Source organism: Actinomadura flavalba DSM 45200, from assembly GCF_000374305.1.
Taxonomy (GTDB): Bacteria; Actinomycetota; Actinomycetes; order Streptosporangiales; family Streptosporangiaceae; genus Spirillospora; species Spirillospora flavalba.
In genome coordinates this window covers 120485-143608 of record NZ_KB894093.1, presented here as the reverse complement: position 1 = coordinate 143608, position 23124 = coordinate 120485, and the positions used below count along the sequence as shown (strand labels likewise).

Annotated in this window: 25 protein-coding genes; 11 read left to right on the top strand and 14 right to left on the bottom strand. The window is 72.9% G+C overall.

What is annotated here, in order from left to right:
• The first annotated feature begins 6 nt into the window (after positions 1 to 6).
• Both C229_RS32435 and C229_RS0100665 read left to right on the top strand, forming a co-directional pair.
• Complete coding sequence (locus tag C229_RS32435) at positions 7 to 555, top strand: hypothetical protein (protein ID WP_155884517.1); 549 nt, start codon at positions 7 to 9, stop codon at positions 553 to 555.
• Positions 552 to 1127 (top strand): OmpA family protein, encoded by a 576-nt coding sequence (locus C229_RS0100665; RefSeq protein WP_018653152.1) that lies wholly within the window; start codon positions 552 to 554, stop codon positions 1125 to 1127. The genes C229_RS32435 and C229_RS0100665 overlap by 4 nt, the downstream gene beginning before the upstream one ends.
• On the opposite strand, the gene C229_RS0100660 is transcribed toward C229_RS0100665, so the two are convergent.
• The 7 genes from C229_RS0100660 to C229_RS32430 all read right to left on the bottom strand — a co-directional run bounded on the left by C229_RS0100660 (position 1124) and on the right by C229_RS32430 (position 9358).
• The gene (locus C229_RS0100660) at positions 1124 to 1702 is read right to left on the bottom strand and encodes a TetR/AcrR family transcriptional regulator (RefSeq protein ID WP_018653151.1); all 579 of its coding nucleotides are present in this window, start codon (positions 1700 to 1702) and stop codon (positions 1124 to 1126) included. The two genes, C229_RS0100665 and C229_RS0100660, sit on opposite strands and share 4 nt — an antisense overlap.
• A 19-nt stretch (positions 1703 to 1721) precedes the next feature.
• Entirely contained in the window at positions 1722 to 3755 is a 2034-nt protein-coding gene (locus tag C229_RS0100655; protein WP_018653150.1) for a YhgE/Pip domain-containing protein, read from the bottom strand.
• Positions 3752 to 4420 carry an ATP-binding cassette domain-containing protein gene (locus C229_RS0100650; protein WP_018653149.1) on the bottom strand — a complete coding sequence of 223 codons (669 nt, stop codon included), beginning with the start codon at positions 4418 to 4420 and terminating at the stop codon, positions 3752 to 3754. The genes C229_RS0100655 and C229_RS0100650 overlap by 4 nt, the downstream gene beginning before the upstream one ends.
• Before the next feature lie 94 nt (positions 4421 to 4514).
• Positions 4515 to 6071 carry a hypothetical protein gene (locus tag C229_RS0100645; RefSeq protein WP_051108833.1) on the bottom strand — a complete coding sequence of 519 codons (1557 nt, stop codon included), beginning with the start codon at positions 6069 to 6071 and terminating at the stop codon, positions 4515 to 4517.
• Between the two features lie 58 nt (positions 6072 to 6129).
• Positions 6130 to 7314 carry a glycosyltransferase family protein gene (locus tag C229_RS0100640; RefSeq protein WP_018653147.1) on the bottom strand — a complete coding sequence of 395 codons (1185 nt, stop codon included), beginning with the start codon at positions 7312 to 7314 and terminating at the stop codon, positions 6130 to 6132.
• The gene (locus C229_RS0100635) at positions 7314 to 8837 is read right to left on the bottom strand and encodes an MAC/perforin domain-containing protein (protein ID WP_018653146.1); all 1524 of its coding nucleotides are present in this window, start codon (positions 8835 to 8837) and stop codon (positions 7314 to 7316) included. Before C229_RS0100635 ends, C229_RS0100640 begins: the two co-directional genes overlap by 1 nt.
• Positions 8834 to 9358: a hypothetical protein gene (locus C229_RS32430; protein WP_051108832.1), complete on the bottom strand. Its 525-nt coding sequence runs from the start codon at positions 9356 to 9358 to the stop codon at positions 8834 to 8836. Before C229_RS32430 ends, C229_RS0100635 begins: the two co-directional genes overlap by 4 nt.
• Before the next feature lie 345 nt (positions 9359 to 9703).
• Here C229_RS32430 and C229_RS0100625 point away from each other — a divergent pair, with 345 nt between their 5' ends.
• Complete coding sequence (locus C229_RS0100625; RefSeq protein ID WP_018653144.1) at positions 9704 to 10075, top strand: DoxX family protein; 372 nt, start codon at positions 9704 to 9706, stop codon at positions 10073 to 10075.
• 56 nt (positions 10076 to 10131) lie between these two features.
• Here the strand turns inward: C229_RS0100625 and C229_RS0100620 are convergent, their stop codons facing one another.
• The 6 genes from C229_RS0100620 to C229_RS0100595 form a co-directional block, all read right to left on the bottom strand.
• Complete coding sequence (locus tag C229_RS0100620; RefSeq protein WP_018653143.1) at positions 10132 to 10938, bottom strand: hypothetical protein; 807 nt, start codon at positions 10936 to 10938, stop codon at positions 10132 to 10134.
• 101 nt (positions 10939 to 11039) lie between these two features.
• Positions 11040 to 11810: a hypothetical protein gene (locus tag C229_RS0100615; RefSeq protein WP_018653142.1), complete on the bottom strand. Its 771-nt coding sequence runs from the start codon at positions 11808 to 11810 to the stop codon at positions 11040 to 11042.
• An 86-nt stretch (positions 11811 to 11896) separates the two neighbouring features.
• Positions 11897 to 12583, bottom strand: coding sequence for a hypothetical protein (locus C229_RS0100610; RefSeq protein ID WP_018653141.1), 687 nt, complete (start codon positions 12581 to 12583; stop codon positions 11897 to 11899).
• 490 nt (positions 12584 to 13073) lie between these two features.
• The gene (locus C229_RS0100605) at positions 13074 to 13730 is read right to left on the bottom strand and encodes a TetR/AcrR family transcriptional regulator (RefSeq protein ID WP_018653140.1); all 657 of its coding nucleotides are present in this window, start codon (positions 13728 to 13730) and stop codon (positions 13074 to 13076) included.
• Between the two features lie 48 nt (positions 13731 to 13778).
• On the bottom strand, positions 13779 to 14966 hold the full coding sequence (locus C229_RS0100600) for a lipid-transfer protein (RefSeq protein WP_018653139.1): 1188 nt from the start codon (positions 14964 to 14966) through the stop codon (positions 13779 to 13781).
• On the bottom strand, positions 14963 to 15409 hold the full coding sequence (locus tag C229_RS0100595; RefSeq protein WP_018653138.1) for a Zn-ribbon domain-containing OB-fold protein: 447 nt from the start codon (positions 15407 to 15409) through the stop codon (positions 14963 to 14965). The genes C229_RS0100600 and C229_RS0100595 overlap by 4 nt, the downstream gene beginning before the upstream one ends.
• Positions 15410 to 15513: 104 nt before the next feature.
• Between C229_RS0100595 and C229_RS0100590 the strand changes: the two genes are divergently transcribed.
• From C229_RS0100590 to C229_RS0100560, 7 genes are all read left to right on the top strand, one after another.
• Entirely contained in the window at positions 15514 to 16281 is a 768-nt protein-coding gene (locus C229_RS0100590) for an SDR family oxidoreductase (protein WP_018653137.1), read from the top strand.
• Positions 16282 to 16290: 9 nt separating this feature from the next.
• Complete coding sequence (locus C229_RS0100585; RefSeq protein WP_018653136.1) at positions 16291 to 17250, top strand: LLM class F420-dependent oxidoreductase; 960 nt, start codon at positions 16291 to 16293, stop codon at positions 17248 to 17250.
• 81 nt (positions 17251 to 17331) lie between these two features.
• Positions 17332 to 17625, top strand: a complete 294-nt coding sequence (locus C229_RS0100580; RefSeq protein WP_018653135.1) for a hypothetical protein — start codon at positions 17332 to 17334, stop codon at positions 17623 to 17625.
• 567 nt (positions 17626 to 18192) lie between these two features.
• The gene (locus C229_RS0100575; protein WP_026313336.1) at positions 18193 to 19275 is read left to right on the top strand and encodes a cytochrome P450; all 1083 of its coding nucleotides are present in this window, start codon (positions 18193 to 18195) and stop codon (positions 19273 to 19275) included.
• A gap of 63 nt (positions 19276 to 19338) precedes the next feature.
• Entirely contained in the window at positions 19339 to 19515 is a 177-nt protein-coding gene (locus tag C229_RS33940) for a hypothetical protein (protein WP_155884515.1), read from the top strand.
• A 33-nt stretch (positions 19516 to 19548) separates the two neighbouring features.
• Positions 19549 to 20190, top strand: a complete 642-nt coding sequence (locus tag C229_RS0100565) for an MBL fold metallo-hydrolase (protein WP_018653132.1) — start codon at positions 19549 to 19551, stop codon at positions 20188 to 20190.
• The gene (locus tag C229_RS0100560; protein WP_018653131.1) at positions 20187 to 20867 is read left to right on the top strand and encodes an HAD family hydrolase; all 681 of its coding nucleotides are present in this window, start codon (positions 20187 to 20189) and stop codon (positions 20865 to 20867) included. Before C229_RS0100565 ends, C229_RS0100560 begins: the two co-directional genes overlap by 4 nt.
• 28 nt (positions 20868 to 20895) lie before the next feature.
• On the opposite strand, the gene C229_RS0100555 is transcribed toward C229_RS0100560, so the two are convergent.
• Positions 20896 to 22563 carry a catalase gene (locus C229_RS0100555; RefSeq protein ID WP_018653130.1) on the bottom strand — a complete coding sequence of 556 codons (1668 nt, stop codon included), beginning with the start codon at positions 22561 to 22563 and terminating at the stop codon, positions 20896 to 20898.
• A 258-nt stretch (positions 22564 to 22821) separates the two neighbouring features.
• Between C229_RS0100555 and C229_RS28920 the strand changes: the two genes are divergently transcribed.
• Positions 22822 to 23040: a PspC domain-containing protein gene (locus tag C229_RS28920; protein ID WP_033423878.1), complete on the top strand. Its 219-nt coding sequence runs from the start codon at positions 22822 to 22824 to the stop codon at positions 23038 to 23040.
• Positions 23041 to 23124: the final 84 nt, after the last annotated feature.

The window sequence follows — 23124 nt, the reverse complement described above, 5'->3', positions numbered from 1 at the left end:
GTGGCGATGCGGCGGATCAGCCTCGCTGCGGCGGCGGGCGCGACGGTGCTGGCGCTCACCGGCTGCGGCGTCCTCGGTGACGACGGTTCCCCGTCCGGCGGCGGGCCGGGCCCGGACCGGCAGCAGCCCGCCGTGGCGGGCTACGTCCCGCTCGACCCGGCCAAGCCGATCGTGAAGGCGACGGTGCAGACGCAGGCCGGGGGCGGCGGCACGCTGGAGCTCGGCGTCGCAGAGCTGCGCGTCAAGGGCAAGCTGCTGCACCTGACGATGGTGCTGACGCCCCGCGTGGGCGACGCGAACGGCGTCAGCGTCTACGAGCTGAACGGCCGCCACGGCCCCGACCCCACGCTGCTCGACACCGTGAACCTCAAGCGGCACTCGGTGGTGAAGGTCGGCATGAAGAGCCTGGAGCCGGAGTACGTCAGCGTCCGGCTGCCCGCCGGACGCCCGTCGCTCCAGAGCTACGTCTTCGCGGCGCCGCCGGACAACGTCCGCAGCATGGACGTCGTGTACGGGCAGTGGGCGCCGTTCCGCGACGTGCCGGTGGCGCGGTGAACGGGCCGCGCCGGGCGGTCGCGCTGGCCGTCGCGGTCGCGCTGACCGTCGCGTCCGCGCCGGGGGCGTCGGCGAGCCCGTCGCCGGACAGGTACCCGACGCCGAGCGACCGGGACCTCGCCGCGTCGATCGAGGCGATGGACGTCCCCGGCTCGGTCGAGGCGATGGACCTGCCTGGCTCGATCACCGCGTTGGAGGAGGAGAAGCGCAACGGCGCCACGGTCACGGTGCGCATCAGCGCGGACGTGCTGTTCGCCTTCGGCTCGGCGGAACTGTCGGGCTCCGCGAAGACCCAGCTCAAGCGCATCGCCGCACGGATCGGCCGGCCACGCGGCGCCGTCCGCGTCGTCGGCCACACCGACGCGATCGGCGCGGAGTCCGCCAACCGCAAACTCTCCAAGGACCGCGCCGACTCCGTGAAGACCGAACTCTCGACCCTCCTGAACACCGCGACGATCACCACCGACGGCAAGGGCGCAACCCAGCCCGTGGCCCCCAACACCTCGGCCGGCAAGGACAACCCCGAGGGCCGCGCGAAGAACCGCCGCGTAGAGATCAGCTACGGGAGTTAGAGGCTGGTCAGGCGGCCTCGGAGGAGGTCCAGGAGGGTGGATTCGACCTCCTTGCGGGGGCGGTCGGGTTGGAGGGCGCGCCAGTCCATCGCCACGGCGAGGACCATGCCGAAGACGGCCGAGGCGGCCGTGCCGACGTCCAGGTCGGGGCGGAGGCGGCCCGTTTCCACGGCCGTGCGGAGGACGTCGGCGATCGTGCCGATGACGCGTTCGCGGATCATGGTGGCGGCGTGCTGCCAGTCGCCGCCGCGCCGCCAGGTCTCGGCGATGAGGAGGCGGGCGAACGCGTCGTGGGCGCCGAGGAACTCCAGCTCGGCGCCGACGATCGCCTCCAGCGCGGCCAGCGGCTCCCGGCCCTCGGCGGCGTCGCGGAGGGCGGTGGCCAGGCGTCCGATGCCGAACTCCAGCAGGCTGTCGAACAGCGCCGCCTTGCTGCCGAAGTTGTAGTAGACGGTGCCCTTGGCGACCCCGGCCCGCTCGGCGATCTGGTCGACGGTGGTGGCCGTGAAGCCGCGTTCGGCGATCAGCTCGATCGCCGCCGCGAACAGCCGGTCCCGCGTGGCGCTCGACGTCACCGCGTCCTCTCCCGTCCGGTCAGATCCGCAGCACCGGGTGCAGACGGTCGAGCGTCTGGACCCGGTTGCGCCGCGCGGCGAGCGCGCCGAGCGCGAGACCGGCGGCCAGGAACGCCGCCAGCACCGCACCACCCTGCCACACCGGGGTGAGATCCCCGCCACTGATCAGCCGCCGCACCGCGTCGACCACCCACGGCATCGGCAGGAACGGCCGGATTGCCTGGAAGAACGCCGGGCTCGTCTCGATCGGGTACGTCCCGGCGGACGCGGTGAGCTGGAGCATCAGCAGCGCCAGCGCGATCACGCGCCCGCTCGGCCCGAACCGCGCGTTGACGAACTGGACGAGCGCCGCGAACGTCACCGCCGACAGCGCGAGGAACCCGACGAGCGCGGGCCAGTGCCGGGCCTGGAGCCCCAGCCCGAACCGCAGCACGCCCAGCAGCACGAGCACCTGCGCGACGGCCAGTGCCGCGCCCGGCAGCCAGCCCGCCAGCGCGACCCGCCACGGGGGCGCGTTGCTCGCCACGGCGCGCGGCGTCAGCGGGCGCAGGATCATGTAGATGAACATCGCGCCGACCCACAGCGCCAGCGGCACGAAGAACGGCGCGAAGCCGGTGCCGTAGTTGGGCGCCGGGTTGTGCTTGGTGGCGGCGAGCTTGACGGGGCTGCTCATCATGTCGGCGCGGGCGCCGCGTTCCTCGTCGCCGTAGTCGGGGATCTGCTCGACGCCGTCGCGCAGCCCGCCCGCCAGCTCGCGGCTGCCGTCGGCGATCTGCGCGAGCGCCGAGTCGAGCGTCACCGCGCCCCGGGACAGCTTTCCGAGGCCGCCGGACAGCTCGGCCGAGCCCGCCAGCAGACGGCCCGCGCCGGAGTTGATCTGTTTCGCGCCGTCGTTGAGCCGGTTGACGTCGCGGCGCGCCTTCTCGATGCGGGACGCGAGCCCCGGCGCCTCCTTCGCGACCCGGCGGGCGGCGCGTTCGACCGTCCGGGCGTCGGCGGCGATCTTCTTCAGCTCGGCGGTGTGCGAGCGGACGTAGGCGTCGACCTGCGCGGCGACGTCCACGACGCGGGCGGACGCGGCGAGCAGGTCGTCCCGGACGTTCTGCGGCAGATCGGGCCGGAGCGCGAGGGCGGCGCGGAGCTGCGCGTCGGCCTGCTTCGCGCGCTGGTGCGCGGCGCGCGTCTGCTGCGGCAGCGTGTCCGCGCCGTCGGCGAGCGCGTCGGCGCCCCGGGCGACGAGCAGCGCCGCGTCGCGGATCTCGGGGGCGTGCTCGCGCAGCAGCGGGACGACGCCGTCCGCCGCCTCGTTCACCGCGCCCGCGAGCCGTGCCGTGCCCGCCGCGACCTGCTTCGTGCCGCCGCGCAGCGTGCCGAGGCCGTCGGTCAGCTCGGCGCCGCCCTTGCGCGCGGTGTCCAGGCCCTGTGCGAGCCTGCCCGCGCCGTCGTGCGCCCGGCCGGAGCCGTCGGCGAGGCGTCCGGCGCCCCGGGCGGCCTCGTCCAGCTCGCCGTGCAGGGTGCCGAACGACAGGAAGATCTGGTCGAAGTAGCCGCGCGTCGCCTTGGCCCCGGCCGCCGCGCTGATCTCCTTGAACGCCGACTGGGCGAGGGTGCCGACGATGTAGTTGTTGGAGTCGTCCAGGTCGAGGCGGAGCCCGGCGGCGGCGGGCACGCCGTCGCCGGACGGGCCGGCGATCCGGGCGCTGAAGTCGCGGGGGACGGTCAGGGACATGTAGTAGTCGCCGTCGCGCAGGCCCTTGCGCGCCTGGGCGGCGGTGACCGTCTTCCAGTCGAAGACGTCGCGGCGCTTCAGCTCATCGGCCAGGTCGGCGCCCGCGCGGACGGTGTCGTCCCCGGCCCTGGCGGGCCGGTCCTCCACGACGAGCGCGACGGGCACGTGCTTGAGCCGGGCCGCCGGGTCCCAGAACGACCACAGGTACAGGCCCGCGTAGAGCAGGGGGAGCGCGACGACGGACGCCAGCGCCGCCCGGGTCAGCCGGTTGCGGGCGAACCGGCGCAGTTCCAGGCCACCGCTGGCCAGCGCGGGGAGTCTCATGCCGTCTCCGAGAGGTGGACGATCCGGGCGATCCCCTCGGCGGGGACGGGATCGTGACAGGTCACGATGATCGTGACGTCGCCCGCCAGCGCGCCCAGCCGCTCCCAGAGCGCGCGCTGCCGGTCGCGGGGCAGGCCCTCGTCCACGTCGTCGAGCAGCAGCAGGCCGGGGGCGCCGACCAGGCCGAGCGCGGCGCCGAGAAGCTGCACCTCGTCGGGCGCGAGGTCCTGGGCGCGGGTCTTCGGCGGGACGTCCAGGCCGACGCGGTCGAGCGCGGCGCGGACGCGGTCGCGGCGGTGCCGCCACCGGCCGAACAGCCCCTCGTGCAGGTCGAGCGCCTCGCTGACGTGCTCGCGGACGGTCAGCGACGGCTCCAGGTCGGTCACGCCGGACACGACGCCGAGCGCCGACACCCGCTGGACACCGCGCAGGTCGCCGGGCAGCCGCCGCCCCCCGACGACGGCCGAACCCCCCGACGACCGCATCCGGCCGCCGAGCGTGAGCAGCAGGGCGGTGCGGCCCGTCCCGGCGATTCCCGCGAGCGCGGTGAACCCCCCGGCGGGCACGTCGAGGCTCACGCCCCGGTAGGCGAACCCGCGTGCGCCGCGCAGTTCGAGTTCCGCGGTCTCCACGGCCACCGCGCGGGAGTCCGACTCCGATCCCACCCCGGCTCCTCCGCTTGTACTGACCGGTCAGTACAAAAGCTAGCGCGGAAGTTGTGACCTTTGGTCAGTTTGTCCGGTGACGTGCGTTACGCGGTCACCGGTAGGTCACCGCGTCCACGATCGGCACGCCGAACGGCTCGATCATGGGCGCGCCCCAGGCGCGCCAGCGCGGGCAGCGCGGCGCCCCGGCGCCGTCCAGGAAGCGGCCGACCTGGCGCGCGAAGCCCGGCGCCGTGGGCAGCGCGGAGTGGTTCGCGCGGACCGGGCAGGCGTTGCGGTCCACGTTCAGCCGCCACGCGGACGGGGTCAGCGGGAGGTCCGTCGTGGACGTCACGGCCATCGTGCGGACGCCGTCCGGCACCGGACGGGCCAGGATCGCGCCGCCCGCCCCGGCGGTGCCGAGCAGTTCCCGGGCACCGGGGGAGTCGGGCGCGAACGCGAAACCGGCCCGCCCGGCGAGCGCGGCGAGCGCGCGCAGCAGGTCCCCGGCGACGCGCCCCGGACCGTCGTCGCCCGGCGCCCGGTAGCCGAGCGACCGGCCCCCGAACGGCCCGGCGAGCACCAACGTCCGCACCCCCGGCGCCCGGCCCGACGCCACCGCCTCCCACGCGACCCACGCCCCCTGCGACAGCGCCACGACCGTCACCGGCTCCGGCAGCCCCCGGACCTGCGCCGCGAACGCGTCCACCTGCTCCCGCACCGGCCGCCGCGTGCTGGACGGCCCGTACGGCGCCCCGCCCCGGATCGGGCAGGCCGCCTCGCCCCGCGCGGCCCCGCCGCCCGGCCCCGCGTACGAGACGTAGTACGTCTGCGCGCAGGTGAACCCGAGCCGCCGGACGTCCGTCCGGAAGACGGCCCCCTTGCCCGACGCCGAGTTGATCCCCGACATCAGCACCAGCGACCCCGCGCGAACCGGCGGATACGGGGCGTCCGGCCCGCCCCGCGTCACCACGAAGGCGACCCCCGCGGCGCCCGTCAGGACGGCCAGCGGCACCACCGTCCACCGTCGAGCGGGCCGCGCGGGCCGCGCCAGCGCGGCACCGGCGACGAGGGTCGCCACGGCCGAGACCGGCACGAGCGCCACCGCGACCCACCCGCCCCGCCCCGCCGCCACCCCGAGCACCGTGACGACGACCGCGTAAGGCACCAGCACCGCGAAGCGCCCCGGCACCGACGACGCCCGCCGCTCCACGCGGGCCTGTACCTCCGGCCGTTCCGAGACGCGGCCACCGCCTCCAGTGCGCCACGGCGAAGGCGCGAGGGTCAGCACCACGGCGATCGCGAGGGCCGCCGCGGGCCAGAACAGGCGTGAGTAGCGCAGCGCGTACGCCATGTAGTCGAGCTGCGCGGCCAGGAGGAGGGGCGGCAGTGCGAGGCCGTAGCACAGGGCGGCCCGCCGCCACCGGTGCAGCCCGCCGAGCAGCATCGCCAGCACCATGACCCGCACGGCGACGACCCCGGCGAGGCCCACCGCGAACCACGGCCACGACGGCGCCAGGACCAGCAGCACCCGCGCGTCCGCGAACAGGTCGAGCGGCGGAAGCCCGACGAGATGCACGACGCCCGGCCACGGCGGCACCGCCCCGCCCGCCGCGAGCCCGGCCACGACCACCGTCACACCCGCGAACGGCCCCACTCGACGCACCTGCACCCGCCCAGCCTGACACCCGGACGCCCGCTCGTCGGCGCACGAAACGCACGGCCGGGCGTCAGAGCGCGGCGCCGACGACGGCGCGCCAGGCGGCGTCGATCGCGGGACGGCCGAACGCCGGGCCGGTCGCGCGCCGGTGCGCGCGGGCGGCGGCGTCCGCGTAGGCGGACGGGTCGGTGTACAGGGTCTCCAGCGCGGCGGCCACCGCGCCGGGGGTGACGAGGCGGTGGCCCACGTGGTCGCCCGGGACGGGTGCGGGTGCATCGGCGGGAAGCAGGACGGCGGCGTCCTCCCACAGCTCCCGGCAGGGCGCGTGCCCGGGGACGATCTGGGGCGCGCCGGTCGCGGCGTGCTCGAAGGGCACCAGGCCGAACCCCTCGGCCGACGCCGTGTTGAGGCCCACGGCGCAGGCGTTGTAGAGCCGGTTCAGGGCGGCGTCGGGAAGGTCGGGGAAGTCCGCGCCGGGCGCGGTGTGCCGGATGCGGTCGGCGCGCAGCAGCTCCCGGTAGCGCGCCGGGTCGGGCAGGGTGCGCGGAGACACCCCCGAGTGCAGGTGCAGCCGGACGCCGGGCGGCTTGCCGTCCGCGAAACGGGCGAAGCCCTCGATCGTCACGTCGAGACGCTTGCGGACGCTGTGCCGGTGCGCGTTGAGCACCACGAACGCGTCCGGCCCCGACCGCGCCCGCCGGAACACGGTGGCGTCCACCGCACGCGAAGCATCCGGCCCCACCTCTGTGCGCTCGGGGTCCGCCCCGTGCCCGAGGGGGTGGAACGCCGCCGAGTCCACGCTGTGCGGGATCACCGCCGCGGGCGGCGCGTCCGGCAGCGCCCGCGCCAGCTCGTCCCGCCCGAACCGCGTGCACGTGACGACGCGCGCCGCGCGGGCCAGCGGCGCCAGTTCGGCCGGGCGGGTCAGCGGCCCGTCCACCGGGCAGTACACGACGGCGCGCACGCCCGCCAGCACCCCGGCGAGCCGGGGATACAGCCACGGGTCGTGCACGAGGAGCACCAGATCGGGGCGCAGTGCGCCGAGCAGCCCGGGAAGCTGCGTCCGCCCCAGCGGATCACCGGGCACGGTGTTCCCGATCCGGGGCCACGGCCGGTCCGCCGCCGGGGCGCGGACGTCGAGCACGAAGTGGACGGGGTCGCACCCCGGGTGCAGGGCGGCCAGGACGGTGCCGGCGACGCGGGCGAAACCCGTCCGCCCGCCCTGCGCGACCATCAGCACCCGGGGCGCGGCCATCAGTTCTCGCTCAGCGTGTAGCCGGAGCCGGTGCTGTTGCGGAACAGCAGCACGTTGAGCTGCGCCGGGATCGGCTTGTCGCTCCACGTCTCCGACGTCATGGCCTCGACGGCGCTGCCGATGCCCTGGCCGAGGATGCCGACCATGACGATGTTGGCGGGCGTGCCGACGCGGCTGCCCGGATCGGCGGTGTCGATCCAGTGGGTGAGCTGGTCCCCGGCGCCCGCCGCGCGCATGACCTGGAGGAACGCGGGCGTCGGGACGGCGTCCCAGTTGAGGTTGAATCCGGCGAGGACGAGGATGTTGCCGGACGTCTGGAGCGGCGCCGCCTTGAGGTCGCGCGCCATCTCGCCGTACATCGCCTCGTACGTCGCGGGCCAGTTGCCGTTGTCGATGGAGTAGTACCGGTCGAACAGCACCGCCGCGGGCTGGGTGATGTCGCGGTTGCCGTCCAGCACGATGGCCTGGTAGCCGACGTTGTACTCGGGCGGCGCGGCGGGCTCGACCAGGCGGCCGAGCGAGACGGCCGGCGGGGTCGGGCGCGGCGGCGGGCGCAGCGTGGTGGACGTCGTCACGGCCAGGCTCGGCCGCATCGACCGGCCGTAGGCCGTCCACGCCTCCTGGACCGCCTTGCGGCGCGGGCCGCACAGCTCCCAGACGCCGCGCAGCCGGAAGTCGACGACGGCGGGGTCGGTGGCGATGGACCCGATCCAGGCCCGGTAGGCGGCGACGCTGTCGGCGCTGGGCCGCCAGGGGTCGAGAGCCGCGACGGCCGCGCCCTTGGCCGGGTCGGCGCCGACGGCCTGGATGCCGACCTGCGACCGCGCCGAGTACGACTTCCACGCGGTGCTCGCCTTGACCGACGAGGAGATGGACCCGGAGCTGAACAGCCCGTCGTACTGGGCCTTCAGCACCATGGAGACCTCGGCCCTGGTGAGGGACGCGGTCTTGGCGGTGGCGATCCAGAACCCGAGGTGGGCTCCGAGCGTGACCTCGGCGGTGTAGAAGACGCCGAAGCTGTTGAAGAAGTCCTCGAACGTCGGCAGGTCGGCGACGCTGAACGACGGCGGCAGTTCGTGCAGCCGGTCGGTGAACTCGGCGCGCAGGTACTGCGGGTCGGGGACGAGCTGGAGCCGGGCGACCTGCGCGTACAGGCTCTGGTAACTGAACGTGTACTCGCTCGACCGCAGGTACTCGCCGGAGAAGTCGCTCTGGAACTCGCCGCTGAACGCGCCGTAGGACGCGTTGACGTTGAGATGCGCGGCGAGCGACGCCTGCACGCCGTTCCTGGTCTCGGCGGTCGTGCCGGTGAAATAGGTGCGGGTGTCCTCGGTGCCGAGCACGTCGGCGGGAATGCGCCATTCCTTGCCGAGGAAGGTGAAGGGCCGGTATCCCGACGCGGCCAGGTCGAACAGCGGCGTGATGAGGCTGTCCTGGCCGACCGTTCCGTAGATGTCGAAGCCTTGCCCGACGGCGTTGGACTGGGACAGGATCGGCTCGGTCGTCTCGTCGACGGCGGTCATCGTCCGGCCTCCTGGGCGGGGGTGTCCAGACCGTCCCGGACGATCCGGTAGAGGGTGAGGTCGTTGACGAGGTCGGAGGCGGTGTCGTCGTCGAGTCCGGGCCGGTCGAGGTCGCGGGTGAGCGCGTCGATGCGCGCCTGCACGGCGGCGAGCAGGAAGCGGCGCGTCTTCGGCGCGATCCGCGCGAGGGCGTCGTCCACGGGGACTCCCGGTCGGGGTTCGGCGCCGGCGGCCCGGTCGTCGAGGGTGGGCCCGCCCCACGGCGCGACGGCGCGCAGCCGCGCCTGGTAGCTGGTGAGCGGCTGGTTCCAGGTCGGTTCCCACAGGTAGTGGTTCCCGCTGTCGTTGCGGACCGTGAGCCCGTTGGGTATGACGGACCCGGCGGGCAGCGACCACCAGTTGCGCCGGTTGTCGGGCGGCGCGTTGCCGGCGAAGGTGGAGATGCCGCCGGTGTCGGGCTGGACGTAGTCGATCCCGTCGACGGAGTAGATGGTGAGGTCGCCCTGACGGACGTTGTCCATGCGGGGCCCGGTGCGATTGCCGTTGCGCCACAATTTCGCAGATGTGGTCATGCCGCGATTTCCTTCCCACTGGGGGGTGAGGCGGCGAAGGAGAATCCGCGCGATGCGGTTGCCGGGGGTCGTGATTTCGGCGGGGGATTCCGTTCGCCGAGCGTGTTCGAAAGCTAACACCGCGTGCCTGTTCTGTGACAGACGGGGCCGCCATTCTTTGCGGTGGATATTCCCTTTCAGTGATCAGGACGCGCTGAAGTTTGCGCGCTTTTGGCCGGTCACGGGGCGTGACGATGCCGCAGCGGTGGAACCCCGGGCTCCCGGACCGCACCGCGCATGGTGCAGACTCGGACGATGACCGATTCCTCGCGCGCGGCCCGCGGCCTCGCCACCGCCATGGCCGCCATGGGCACCCTGCACTTCGCCTACCCGCGTCCGTTCGATCGGCTCATCCCGCGCAGCCTGCCCGGCTCGCCCCGCACCTGGACGCACCTGAGCGGCGTCGCCGAACTGGCCTGCGCGGCGGCCGTCGCGCACCCAAGGACGCGCCGCGTCGGCGGCCTGGCGACCGCCGCCCTCATGGTCGGCGTCTTCCCCGGCAACGTGAAGATGGCCTACGACTGGCGCCACAAGCCCCTGCCGCTGCGCGCCGGGGCCTACGGCCGCCTGCCGCTCCAGATCCCGATGATCGCCTTCGCGCTCAAGGTCGCCCGCGACGCCCGCTGAACGCGGGACGCCGCGGCGGGCCCGGCCCGCCGCGGCGTCGAGGACGTGCCGGATCGCTACGGCAGGTCGGTGTAGTAGGTCCAGCGGAGGTACGTCGGGAAGACCGCCGTGTTCGTCCCGGCCTTCGCGGGCAGCCCGGCGCGGAAGTCCGCGATCGGGTTGAGCAGCCCCCAGGGGCCGCAGTCACTCGACTTGGGCGCGGCGAACGCGTTGTCCACCGGGGTCGAGAGCAGGACGGACGGGTCCTCCTCGGTCGGCGCCGGGCCCTGGCCGGTGATCGGCTTGTTGGGCGGCGGCGGGTTCGTCGTCAGGTACGTGAGGTTGATCGTGAGCGGCTGCTGGTCCGAGCCGATCGAGCACTTGTCGCCCAGCAGCGGGTTCTGCACCTTGAGCTTCAGCTTGAGCCGCAGCGCCGTGGAGTCGTCCGGGAACACCGCCGGGTCCGCCGCCAGCTCGGGCTTGGCGTGGATCTGGAGCAGCGGGAGGAAGTCGCTGCCGGGGATGCCGAGCACCCCGCCGTCGACCTGGATCGCCTCGGCGCGCATCGGGCCCCAGATGAACTGGTCCTCCAGCGTCTCCAGGTCGAAGCCGTTCGCCCAGGTGAGCTTGATCGGCTTGGTGATCTTCTGCTCGATCGAACCGATCTTGAGGGTGCCGCCCTGGATGACGCTGACGTTGCACTGCCAGACGCCGAGGTCCGCGTCGGCGGGCAGCTCGCTGCGCTTGGGGCAGTCGCTGTCGTCGTAGAGCGCGGACGGGATCTCCGCGGCGACGGCCGGCGCGGCGGCGACGGCGCTCAGGGCCGTGCCGGTCATGGCGGTGCCGAGGGCGAGGGCGGCGAGCCGCCGCAGGGATGTCTTCATCGGTTCTCCTGGTCGTCGGTGGGGGGAGCCCGGGACCGCGAACGCTGCGGCGGGCCGTCGGGGACGGTCCGCCGCAGCGGGTGCGTGCGGGCGCTGGGACGTCAGAGCTGGTCGTAGGTGCGGAACGCGACGTACTGCCGGAAGATCGCCGTGTTGCGTCCGGCCGCCGACGGGATGCCCGCGTAGCTGTTCACGAGCGCGTTGATCGGGCCGAGGCCCAGGCCGCAGCCGTTGGAGCCCGGCACCGAGAACGCGTTGTCCACGACGGTCGTCTTCAGCGTGGGCGGCTCGTCCTGGACGGGCGTGGGCGGCTCGCCCTGGATCGGGGTGTTCGGGGGCGGCGGGTTGGTCGGCGCGATGCCGAGCTGGAGCCGGATCGGGTTGGAGTTGGACCCGATGTCGCAGTTGCCGGTCAGGATCGGGTTCTGCACGTTCACCCGGAGGTTCAGCTTGAGCCGGTAGTCCTCGGTGAAGCCCAGCCCGCCCGCGTACTTGGGCTGCGCGTAGACGGCGGTGAGGAACGGGTCGCCGAACAAGCCCTTCTGGACCTGGAACTTCTCCGCCTTGAAGCTGCCGAAGACGACGCCCTCTTCCAGCGTCACCGGGTCGAAGCCGTTGGCGTAGGTGAGGATGATCGGCTTGGTGATCGTGGTCTCGATCTTGCCGAGCTTGAACGTCCCGCCGTAGGTGTAGGCGACGTTGCACTGCCAGAACGCCGGGTCGGCGCCCGCGGGGAGCTTGGGGCAGTCGGCGAAGCTGAAGGTGGGCAGCGTCGGCGCGGCCGAGGCGGGGGCGGCGACGGCGCTGAGCAGCGCGCCGCCGGCGGCGAGCGCGACCGTGCCGCCGGCGATACGGCGCAGGGTGGTCTTCATCGTGCTCCAGTCCGGTGTGGTCCGGGCCGGGCCGCGGGGCGGCCCGGCCCGTCAGGGGTGGGAGGGGGTGGTGCCGCGCGGCGCGATCAGGGGTTGAGCTGGAGGTCCGCGCCGCCCGGCTGGGTGAGGATCTGGAACTTGCCGTTCGCCGAGACGGAGTTCGGGCAGGTGGTCGTCCCGCTCTTCTTCTGCAGCGACTGGCCCGCGAGCGTGCCCTGGGAGTGGGTGTTGGCGGGCACGGGCCGGTTCGCGTTGGTCTTGTTGAAGAGGTTGATCGTCAGCGGGGTGCTGCTCGACAGCGTGTAGTGGCATTCCAGGGACGGGATGCCGAGGCTGGGCAGGGTCAGGACGGCCTTGATGTCGACGGCCAGGTTCGGCGCGTTGACGTAGATGTAGCCGTCGCGTCCGCCCGCGACGGGGGCGTAGGTGACGCCGCCGCCGCTGTAGGGCAGGCCCAGGGCGGTGATCGTGGTGGTCCCGCCGCGGTTGTTCGTGCAGCCGGAGAGGGTGACGCCGGTGAGCTGGCCGCCGGTGCCGTTGGAGAGCGTGTACGCGTCGAGCGTGCCGCTCGTGCAGCTCGTGTTGATGGCGCCGAGGGCGCCGTTGCCCGAGAGGGTGACGTTGCCGCCGATGTTGGTCGCGCGGACGGTGCCGGTGTAGGGGGTGCCGCCGGGGAGGGAGACGATGGTGGTGGCGAGGGCCGTGCCGGTCATGCCGGCGATGATGGCCGCCGCACCGGCGACGGGGACGAAGATCCGACCGAGCTTTCTCATGGTGTGCCTTTCACGGGGGGTGGGACACATGAGGCGCGCGGTCGCCATCCGGGCACTGTGCTCTGGGCCGAATGGCGTTCGCAGCACTCGGACCGAACCATGAATGTCGGCGTTCATCAAGGAGTGACAACGTCCTTGACAATGCCGACCAATTTTTCGGCGGGTGGTCGACGGGGTGGCCGGATGTCCGTATATGCCTCCCCTGCGAGTGTGAGGACCGTCACGCACCGTCGAGTGCCGGGACAAGTTCGCAGGGTGTCGTGATGCGGGTCACGGTCAACGCGTCTGACTGCCCGGTCATTTGGGACAGGCGGCGGGCTGGCCGGATGCGGCCAAGGTTTCCGGGAACATCGCGATAGCGGGCTTCAACTGGCCGAACGTTATTCGGTAACGGTCCGTGGGAGCGTGCACACGGGGTGCCGGACGGCTCGGACGGCCGGGCGCCCGGCCGTCGCGGGCACCGGGAAATGGCGTGAGAACAAGCGCTGGTTCAAGTCCCGGACGCGGCGTCCGGCCCCCACCGGTTCAGGTCCGGAAGCGCGAACGAGTTGAGCAGACCCGACCGCAGCCCCGGCAGATCGGCCTCTTCTCCCCGCCGCACACGGCGATACACGACCTGGTAGATACCGCCGATGATCGTCTCGGCCAGCAGGTCCGGATCGGGGTAGTGCGGATACAGCTCGCGCATGTTCACCGCGATGACCTGCGCGAACGCCGCGAGCGCGTCGTCCATCCGGGCCGCCGCCGCGGGACCGGCCGTCGGCGCCTCGACGATGCAGGCCCGCGCCGTCGCGGCGTCGGTGGCGAGGAAGTCGAGCAGCGCGCCCAGTCCGGCGCTGAACCGGGAAATGGCGTCCGGTTCGCCGGTATAAGCGCGTACGACGCGTTCCATCATGCGCTCGAAAGCCGCGTCGGTGGCCCGGAGGAAAACGTCCTCCTTGTTGCGGAAATGCTGGTAGAACGTCGCCCGGGAAACGCCCGCCGCCGCGATGATGGCGTCGACGGTGAGCGCCTGGTAGCCGTCGGCGGCCGCGACCTGGACGACGGCGCCCAGGATGCGGCTGCGCTGGTGGTGGGCGACGTAGTCGCGCGAGAGCCGGTGCCGGCCCGAGGGAAGCCGGGTCAGGTCCTCGTCGCCCCGCGCCATCGCCGCTCCGTCGTCCGGTGGTCAGCCCCTGGGACGGATCGTCTCACGTCAGCGCGTCGCGATCACGGCCGAACCGTGACCGAAAAGCCCCTGGTTGACCGCGATGCCGGTGCGGGCGCCGGTGACCTGGCGGTCACCGGCGGTGCCGCGCAACTGCCACGTCAGCTCGCAGACCTGCGCGATGGCCTGCGCCGGGACCGCCTCGCCGAACGACGCCAGCCCGCCGCTCGGGTTCACCGGGACGCGCCCGCCGAGTTCCGTGGCGCCCGACCGCAGCAGGGTTTCGGCCGCACCGGCGGGACACAGTCCGATGTCCTCGTACCAGTCGAGTTCGAGCGCGGTGGACAGGTCGTAGACCTCGGCCAGCGACAGGTCGTCCGGCCCGATCCCGGCCTCCTCGTAGGCCGCGTGCGCGAGGGCGGCGCGGAACGGCCGCTCGGGCGGCGGGGCGGCCACGGCCGCGTCGGTGGCGAAGTCGGGCAGGTCCAGGACGGTCTTGGGGAACGTCGGCGTCACCGTCGACACGGCGGCGATCCGCACCGGCGCGCCGGTGCCGCGCCGCCGCGCGTACTCCTGCGACGCCAGCACCAGCGCGGCGCCGCCGTCGCTGGTCGCGCACACGTCCAGCAGCCGCAGCGGATCGGACACGACGGGGGAGGCGGCGACCTCGGCGGCCGTCACCTCCTTGCGGTACCGGGCGTTGGGGTTGCCCAGCCCGTGCCGCGCGTTCTTGACCTTGACGCGGGCGAAGTCGTCCGGCGTCGCGCCGTACAGCGCCATCCGGCGCCGCGCGTACAGCGCGAAGTACAGCGGGTTGGTCGCGCCGAGGAGACGGAACCGCAGCCAGTCCGGATCGCCCGGCCGGTCGCCGCCGACGGGCCGGAAGAACCCCTTGGGCGCCGCGTCGGCCCCGACGACGAGCGCGACGTCGCACAGCCCGGCGAGGATCTGCGCCCGCGCCGCCGCGAGCGCCTGCGCGCCCGACGCGCACGCCGCGTACGAGCTGGACACCCGCGCGCCCGTCCAGCCGAGCGCCTGCGCGAACGTCGCCCCGGCGACGAACCCCGGGTATCCGTTGCGGATCGTGTCCGCCCCCGCGACGTATCCCACGTCGCGCCACTCCAGCCCGGCCTCCGCGAGCGCCGCCCGGGCCGCGTGCAGGCCGTACGCGACGAAGCTCCGCCCCCACTTGCCCCAGGGATGCATCCCCGCGCCCATCACCACGACGTCGCTCATGGGAGGGGCCTCCACATCCAGACCGTGTAGGCGGTGGTGTCGTCCTCGTACAGGACGCCTTCGGTCAGTTCGACGGTCTGGCCCACGGCCAGGTCGTCCAGTGAGACGTCCGGGGCGACCCGGCCGAGGACGACCATCCGCTCGGCGTCGAGTTCGACGGCCGCGACGATGTACGGCCGGAACGGCTCGGGCGACACGGACGGGGGCGGCGGCCGGTAGCGGGCGTCGGCGAAGGACCAGACGCGGCCCGTGGCCGACAGCGTGTGCTCGGTCAGCTCGCTGCCGTCGCGAGGGCCTTCGCAGGCCGGGTTGCGGCAGGCGAGGTCGTTGCGGGGGAAGTAGGGGGTGCCGCAGGCGGTGCAGCGGGTGCCGAGCAGCCGCACGTCCGGGGCGGGGGTGAACCAGCCGTCGACGGCGGGGCGGCGTTCCTTGGTGGCGTCCACCCGCGCAGCATACCAACCAAGCGCACGGTCAAGAAAGGTGACTAACTGACGCGTCAGTCACTTCGCTACAGTGGCGCCGGACGACGCACCACCGAGGAGGGGTCATGCGCACAGGACTCGAAGGGAAGACCGCCCTGGTCACGGGAGCGTCCCGGGGCATCGGCAAGGCCACCGCGCTCGCGCTGGCGGCCGAGGGCGCGAACGTCGTGGTGTCCTCGCGCAAACAGGACGCGCTCGACGCCGTCGCGGCCGAGATCCGCGCCGCCTGCCCGGACGTCGGCGTGCTCGCCCGCGCCGCCCACGTCGGGGACGCCGACCAGGCCGCCGCCTGCGTCGACGCCGCCGTCGCGGAGTTCGGCCGGCTCGACGTCCTGGTGAACAACGCGGGCACCAGCCCCTACTTCGGGCCGCTGGCCGACATCGACGCCGCCGCCGCGGCCAAGACCGTCCAGGTCAACCAGTACGCGGTCGTGGAGTGGACGCAGCTCGCCTGGCACCGCTCGATGCGCGAGCACGGCGGCGCGGTGATCAACATCGCGTCCGTCGGCGGCATGGTCACCGAACACGGCATCGGCTACTACAACGCCACCAAGGCCGCCGTCATCCACCTCACCCGCCAGTTCGCGGTGGAGCTGGCCCCGCGCGTCCGCGTCAACGCCATCGCGCCCGGCCTCGTCAAGACCGCCCTGGCCCGCGCGCTGTGGGAGGAGAACGAGGAGGCCATCGCCGAGGCGCTGCCGCTCGGCCGCCTCGGCGAACCCGAGGACATCGCGCACGCCGCCGTGTTCCTGGCCGGTTCGGCCGCGTCCTGGCTCACCGGCCAGACTCTCGTGGTGGACGGCGGTTCCATCGTCCGGCCCGCGATCGCCTAGGAGAAGAACATGTCACGCTGGGGACTCACCATTCCGCTGACCGGCCTGCCGCTGGCCGGGCACCGCGACCTCGTCGCCGAACTGCCCGCGCTCGGCTACACCGACGCCTGGTCGGCCGAGACCAACGGCACCGACGGGTTCGTCCCGCTCGCGCTCGCCTCGCAGTGGGCGCCCGAACTGCGGCTCGGGCCCGCGATCGTGCCCGTCTACACGCGCGGCCCGGCGCTGCTCGCGCAGCAGGCCGCCACCCTGGCCGACCTGGCCCCGGGACGGTTCGTCCTCGGCATCGGCGCGTCCTCACCGACGATCGTGCAGCGCTGGAACGACCTGCCGTTCGACGAGCCGTACAAGCGCACCCGCGACACGCTGCGGTTCCTGCGGCGCGCGCTGGCGGGCGAGAAGGTCACCGAGGAGTACGACACGTTCGCGGTGAAGGGCTTCAAGCTGGAGACCGCGCCCGCCGTGCCGCCGTCGATCGCCGTCGCCGCGCTGCGGCCGGGGATGCTGCGGCTCGCCGCCCGCGAGGCCGACGCGGCGATCACGAACTGGCTCGCGCCGCACGACGTCCGGACCGTCCGGGAGTCCTACGGCGACGACGGCGAGCTGATCGCCCGGCTGTTCGTCTGCCCGACCGACGACGCCGACGAGGCCCGCGCGATCGGCCGCTGGATGATCGCCGCGTACATGACCGTCCCGGTGTACCGGGCGTTCCACGAGTGGCTGGGCCGGGGCGACGCGCTCGCGCCGATGAACGAGGCGTGGGCCGCCGGTGACCGCAAGAGAGCGCTGGAGGTCATCCCGGACGAGGTCGTGGACGATCTCATCGTGCACGGTTCGCCGGAGAAGTGCCGCGCGCGCGTCCGCGAGTACGTCGACGGCGGCCTGACCACGCCGGTCCTGGCGATCGTCCCGGGCGGCGGACTGGACCCGGCCGACGCCGTCCGGGCGCTCGCGCCGAACGCCGGATGACCACGCTGGGTGTTTAGGGGGCCCCTGCCCGGGGAGGTGCGCAAGGGTCCAGTACAACCCCGACGACGTGAGGAGCTGATCATGCTCACGCTGACCAGCGGTGCCGTCCAGGTGATCCGTACCGTGACCGCCGACCCGCAACTGCCGCCCGACACCGGTATCCGCATCGAACCGGGCATCAACGGCTCGGAGGCGCTGCGCCTCTCCGTGGCCCCCGCGCCCGAGGCGGGTGACCAGATCGTCGAGGAGGAGGGCGCGAAGGTCTACCTGGAGGCCGAGGTCGCCCAGCTCCTCGACGACAAGACCCTGGACGCCCAGGTCGACCCGCAGGGCGACGTGGCGTTCACGATCGCCGAGGGCACCGAGCCCGTGTAACCCGCCCGCACAGACGGGTGCGCCGGCACCGGTCACCTGATCAGCACCCCGCTCGACCAGGTGACCGGGCTGCACGCACCGTAGGCCGGGACGGCACCACGCCGTCCCGGCCTTCTCGTGTCACGGGCGCGTTCGGTGGAGCGGCCGGAACAGGACGCGAGACCGGCGCGGCGCGCGGCCCGCCCGGTCCGGGGGACCGGGAGCGCCGGGGGGCGCTGCCAGCGTCGCGACGGGGAGGCGGTCGCGGAGGCGCAGGTAAAGGAAACGTCTTATATTTCCACCTTCAGTCCGCTCGCGTGAGGTAAAGCGGCATTTCATGTGCGGCGCATGAAAGTGTCATTTACTGCCAGATCGGGGAATCAGTTGCCGCCGCGCGGCGGGCGGTGATCGGGTTGCTCTGCCCGTGACCCCCGCGTGAAAGCGATGGACATGCCTGACAATCCCGCCGTGCTGAGTCCTTCCGCCGGAGTGGCCGCAAGTGCAGGTCGCTGTCCCTTTCCCCGGGATATCACCGACGTTCCCGAAGACCCCCGGCGGGCCGTCCCGCTGCCCGTCGCGGGGCCGGTGGTGCCGCTGACACTGCCGGGCGGCGACGAGGCGTGGGGCGTGACGGACCTCAAGCTCTGCCAGGCGGTGCTCGCCAACGAACTGCTGTTCACCCGCGGTGACGCCGACGCCGTCCCGCCGTTCCCGGCGCTGGCCGGGCTCATCCTCGCCAAGGACGGGCCCGCGCACCGGCGCGAGCGCGCGGTGATCGCCCAGGCGCTCACCCCGCGCCGCGTCCGCGAGTTCGAACCCGCCCTGCGCGCCCTCGCGCGCGGCCTGCTGGACGCGCACACCGGCACCGAGCCGTTCGACATCGTGCGCGGGTACGCCTTCCCGCTGTCGATGAACGCGATCGGGGACCTGCTCGGCGCCCCCGAGGGCGACCGGCACCTGTTCCAGGAGTGGGGCGAGGGCCTGCTGTACACCGGCCCGGACCGCGCGGAGGTGAACGGGCGCGCCGTCCAGTCCATGACGGCGTACGCGATGGCGCTGCTCGACGACCGCGCCGCGCACCCGCGCGACGACTTCCTCACCGAGATCGTGGGACGCATGCACGACCACGGCCTCGCCCCCGTCGAGACGGCGCTGCTGGTGGCGTCGCTGTTCATCGCGGGCTGGGAGACGACCGCCGGGGCGATCTCGATGTCCGTCTACAGCCTCCTGCTGGCCGAGGACGGCACGCGCGGCTGGGACGCGCTGCCGTCCGGCGACGGCACCGAGGCCGCCGTGGAGACGCTGCTGCGCACCCTCCCCAACTCCTGGTACGAGGCGCTCCAGCCGCGCCGCGCCACCGCCGACACCGAGATCGGCGGAACGCCCGTCGCGAAGGGCGACCTGGTGCTCGCGCTGATCGACACCGCCGCCTGGGAGCCGAACCCCGTCGTGGACCTCGCCGCCGGTTCCCGCCACGACCACCTGGCGTTCGGCGCGGGCCCGCACATGTGCGTCGGCGCGCACCTGGCCCGGCTGGAGATCCGCGTCGCGCTCCAGGAGCTGGCCGCGCGCGCCCCGGGCCTGGAACTGGCCGTGCCCGCCACGGAGATCGCGTGGGACACCAGCACGACGATCCGGCGGCCCCGGCATCTGCCGGTCGTGCTGCGCTGACGCGCCCGGCCGGATGGGATCATGGGGTGCGGCCCGTCCGGAACCCAAGATCGTGAGCACTCCATGTCCCGTACCTCGTTGCGCCTCGTCCTCGCCGCCGTGTGGATTCTGGTCGTGAGCTTCGTCGCGGCGGCGACGATCGGCAGCGTGGGGGCCCGCTCCCTCGTCATGATCGTCGCCGTCGTCGTCGGGCTGGTGCTGATCTTCCGGTTCCTGCCCGACGACGACACACGCGGCTGACCTCGGCGCACGCCCGCGTGAAAGGATCCGGGCATGCGTCTCACCAAGTTCGGGCACGCCTGCGTGCGCCTCCAGCGCGACGACCGCGCCCTCGTCATCGACCCCGGCGCGTTCACGCCCGAGCGGGACGCGCTCGACGGCGCCGCCGCGATCCTCATCACGCACGAGCACCCCGACCACTTCCTGCCCGACCGCGTCCGGCAGGCCATGGCCGCCGACCCGGAGCTGGAGGTGTGGACGTCGCGGACGGTCGCGCAGGCCCTGGCCGACCTCGGCGGGCGCGTCCACGAGGTCGGCCACGGCGACGCGGTGACGGTCGCGGGCTTCGACGTCCACGTCTACGGCGAGGACCACGAGATCCTGCACCCCGACGTCCCGCCGATCCCGAACACCGGGTTCCTGGTGGACGGCGAGGTGTTCCACCCCGGCGACGCGCTGACGGTGCCGTCCGAGCCCGTCCGCACCCTGTGCCTGCCGGGCAACGCGCCGTGGATGAAGGTGCCGGAGCTGTACGCGTACACGCGCGAGGTCGCGCCCGAGCGCGCGTTCGTCGTGCACGACGGGCTGCTCAACGACAACGGCCTCGGCGTGATGGTGAACGCCATCACGCGGGCCGGCGAGGAGCTGGGCCGCGACTTCCGGCGGCTCGCGCCGGGGGAGTCGGTCGAGCTGTGAGCGACGCTCCGGGCCCGATCCAGGCCGTCTTCTTCGACATCGGCGAGACCCTGATCAACGAGGGTGAGATCTACGGCCGCTGGGCCGACTGGCTCGGCGTGCCCCGCCACACGTTCCTCACCAAGCTCGGCGCGGTGCTGCGCGACGGCGGGTCCTACATGGACCTGTTCCGCTACTTCCGTCCCGGTTTCGAGCTGGCCGAGGAGGAGGCGCGGCGCGGGGCCGCGGGCGTCCCCAACGGCTTCGGCGCCGCCGACCTCTACCCCGACGCCCGCGCCTGCCTGGCCGACCTGCGCGCGCAGGGCCTCTACGTCGGCATCGCGGGCAACCAGCCGGAGGCGGCGGCCGAGCAGGTCGCGGCGCTGCGCCTGGACGCCGACACCATCGGCATCTCCGACATCTGGGGCATCGAGAAGCCCGATCCGGAGTTCTTCGCCCGCTGCGCGCAGCTCGCCGGCGTCCTGCCCGACCGCGTCCTGTACGTGGGCGACCGCCTCGACAACGACGTCCGCCCCGCCGCCGACTACGGCATGCGCGCGGCCTTCCTGCGGCGCGGCCCCTGGGGCCACATCCAGGACGCCCCGGACACCGTGGCCCGCGCGACCTTCGTCCTCGACGACCTGGCGGGCCTCCCGTCCCTCGTCGCCGCGTTCAACAAGGCGTCCGCCGAACCGTGAGGCGTCCCGCCGGTCATTCCGGCGAGGGTCATCCGCCGAAGTTGCGGACGGCTCGTTTGTCGGGAACCGAATGGGTCATGGTCAGGCCCGTTACGTCGCGGGGGCCGTTCTTGCCCAGGTTGGCGAGGCGTTCGCGGTCCTCTTCGGTGAGGGTCTGGTGGTGGAGCGGGGAAAGGCTCCGCACGTCCTCCGGAGTGACGCCCAGGCCCGCGCCCACGCGGAGGCCGAGGTCGTCGTCCACCAGGAGGAAGTGCCAGACCATGCGCTCCTGGATCGGACGGACGCACTGGCCCAGCAGATCCGTGAAGTTCTTCACCAGGTCGTCCTGCTCCCACTGCTCCATGAGCTGGAAGCGCTGCCCCGCCTGCTGATAGTCGTTCGTGCGCGGAATGCGCTTGCGGGTGAGGCGGCCGGAGATCTCCGGGCCCTGGTCGTCGTGGGTCGGGTACTCCGCCTCGCGCAGCCCGCCGGTGAGGGACGGTTCGTAATTGATGTGCGGGCTCTCACCGGCGTAGTCGACGTCGTACGTCATCTGGCCGTCGCGCTGGTTCGTGCGCACCTGGCCGACGCCCTTGGGCCGGTTGACCGGCACCTGGAGGTAGTTCGGGCCGACGCGGTAGCGCTGCGTGTCCGAATACGAGAACGTGCGGCCGACGAGCATCTTGTCGTCGGAGAAGTCCAGGCCGTCGACCAGGACGCCGGTGCCGAACGAGATCTGCTCGTTCTCGGCGAAGTTGTTCGACACGTTCGCGTTCAGCACCATCTTCCCGACGGCGCGGGGCGGGAAGTCCTGCTCGGGCCAGACCTTGGTGTCGTCGAGCGGGTCGAAGTCGAGTTCGGGATGGTCGTGGTCGTCCATCACCTGGACGAGCAGTTCCCATTCGGGGAAGTCGCCGCGCTCGATGGCCTCGTAGAGGTCCCTGGAGGCGTGGCCGAGATCGCCCGCCTGGACGGCGGCGGCGTCCTCCTCGGTCATGCTGGAGACGCCGCAGCCCGGCATCCAGTGGTACTTCACGAGCTTGGTGTCGCCGTCGCCGTTCACCCACTTGTAGGTGTTCACGCCGAACCCCTGCATGTGCCGGTAGTCGGCGGGGATGCCGCGCGGGCTGAACAGGTTGACGAGCATGTGCATCGCCTCGGGCGTCTGCGACATGAAGTCGAAGATGCGGTTCGGCTCCTGCCGGAACGTCACCGGGTCGGGCTTGAGGGAATGGATGACGTCGGGGAACTTGATGGCGTCGCGGATGAAGAACACCGCGAGGTTGTTGCCGACCAGGTCCCAGTTGCCGTCCTCGGTGTAGAACTTCACCGCGAAGCCGCGCGGGTCGCGGGCGGCCTCGGACGAGTCGCGGCCCCCGATGACCGTGGAGAACCGGATGGCCAGCGGCGTCCGCTTGCCGGGCTCGGCGAACAGTTTGGCGCGGGTGAGCGGCGCGATCGGCTCGTCGCCCCATTTCCCGTACGCCTCGAAGTGGCCGAACGCGGTGAATCCGCGCGCGTGCACGACGCGTTCGGGAATGCGCTCCCGGTCGAAGTGGCTGATCTTCTCCAGGAACTGGTAGTTCTCCAGCGTCGCCGGGCCGCGCGCGCCGACCGTCCGCTGGTTCTGGTTGTCGTAGACGGGGTGGCCCTGACGGTTGGTCAGCACCGGCCGGTCGTCGTCCGGCGCGGAACCCATGCTCGACACGTCCGTCATGGACGGACTCCTTTCACTCGCCCTCTGGTGCGGTCTCCGAAGGGACGACCTACCCGGGGCCAGGGCCGCGAACGGCAAGGTCCGAGCGTGTTTTCCGGCAAGACGCGGCGGGCGTCACCCTAGGGGATGACCCTTAATCCCGAGGTAGGAGGCGGGAACCGGCCGTTCGAGCGATGCGGGCGCGGCGTTTGGGTTCGTAGCGTGGGGTACGTGGTCGCAGAACGCGATCGACGCACTCTCGAACGGAGTCGACATCCCATGAACGGCCTCTCCCGACCGCGACAGGGCCGCTGGATCGCCGGTGTGTGCGCCGGGCTGGCCCGCCGGTTCGGCCTGACGCCCACGGTCGTCCGGCTGATCGCCGTGCTGTCGTGCCTGCTGCCCGGCCCGCAGTTCGTCGTCTACATCGTGCTGTGGATCATGTTGCCGAACGATGACGTCGACGCGCGCGAGCCCTGGACGGCGTCCACTCGCTGACCTGCGCTAACGCCGGATCGGCCGATCTCCTATAGCAGGGAGGTCCGCTTCGGCGCCAGTGTCTGGAAGCACAGCGTCGCGCGG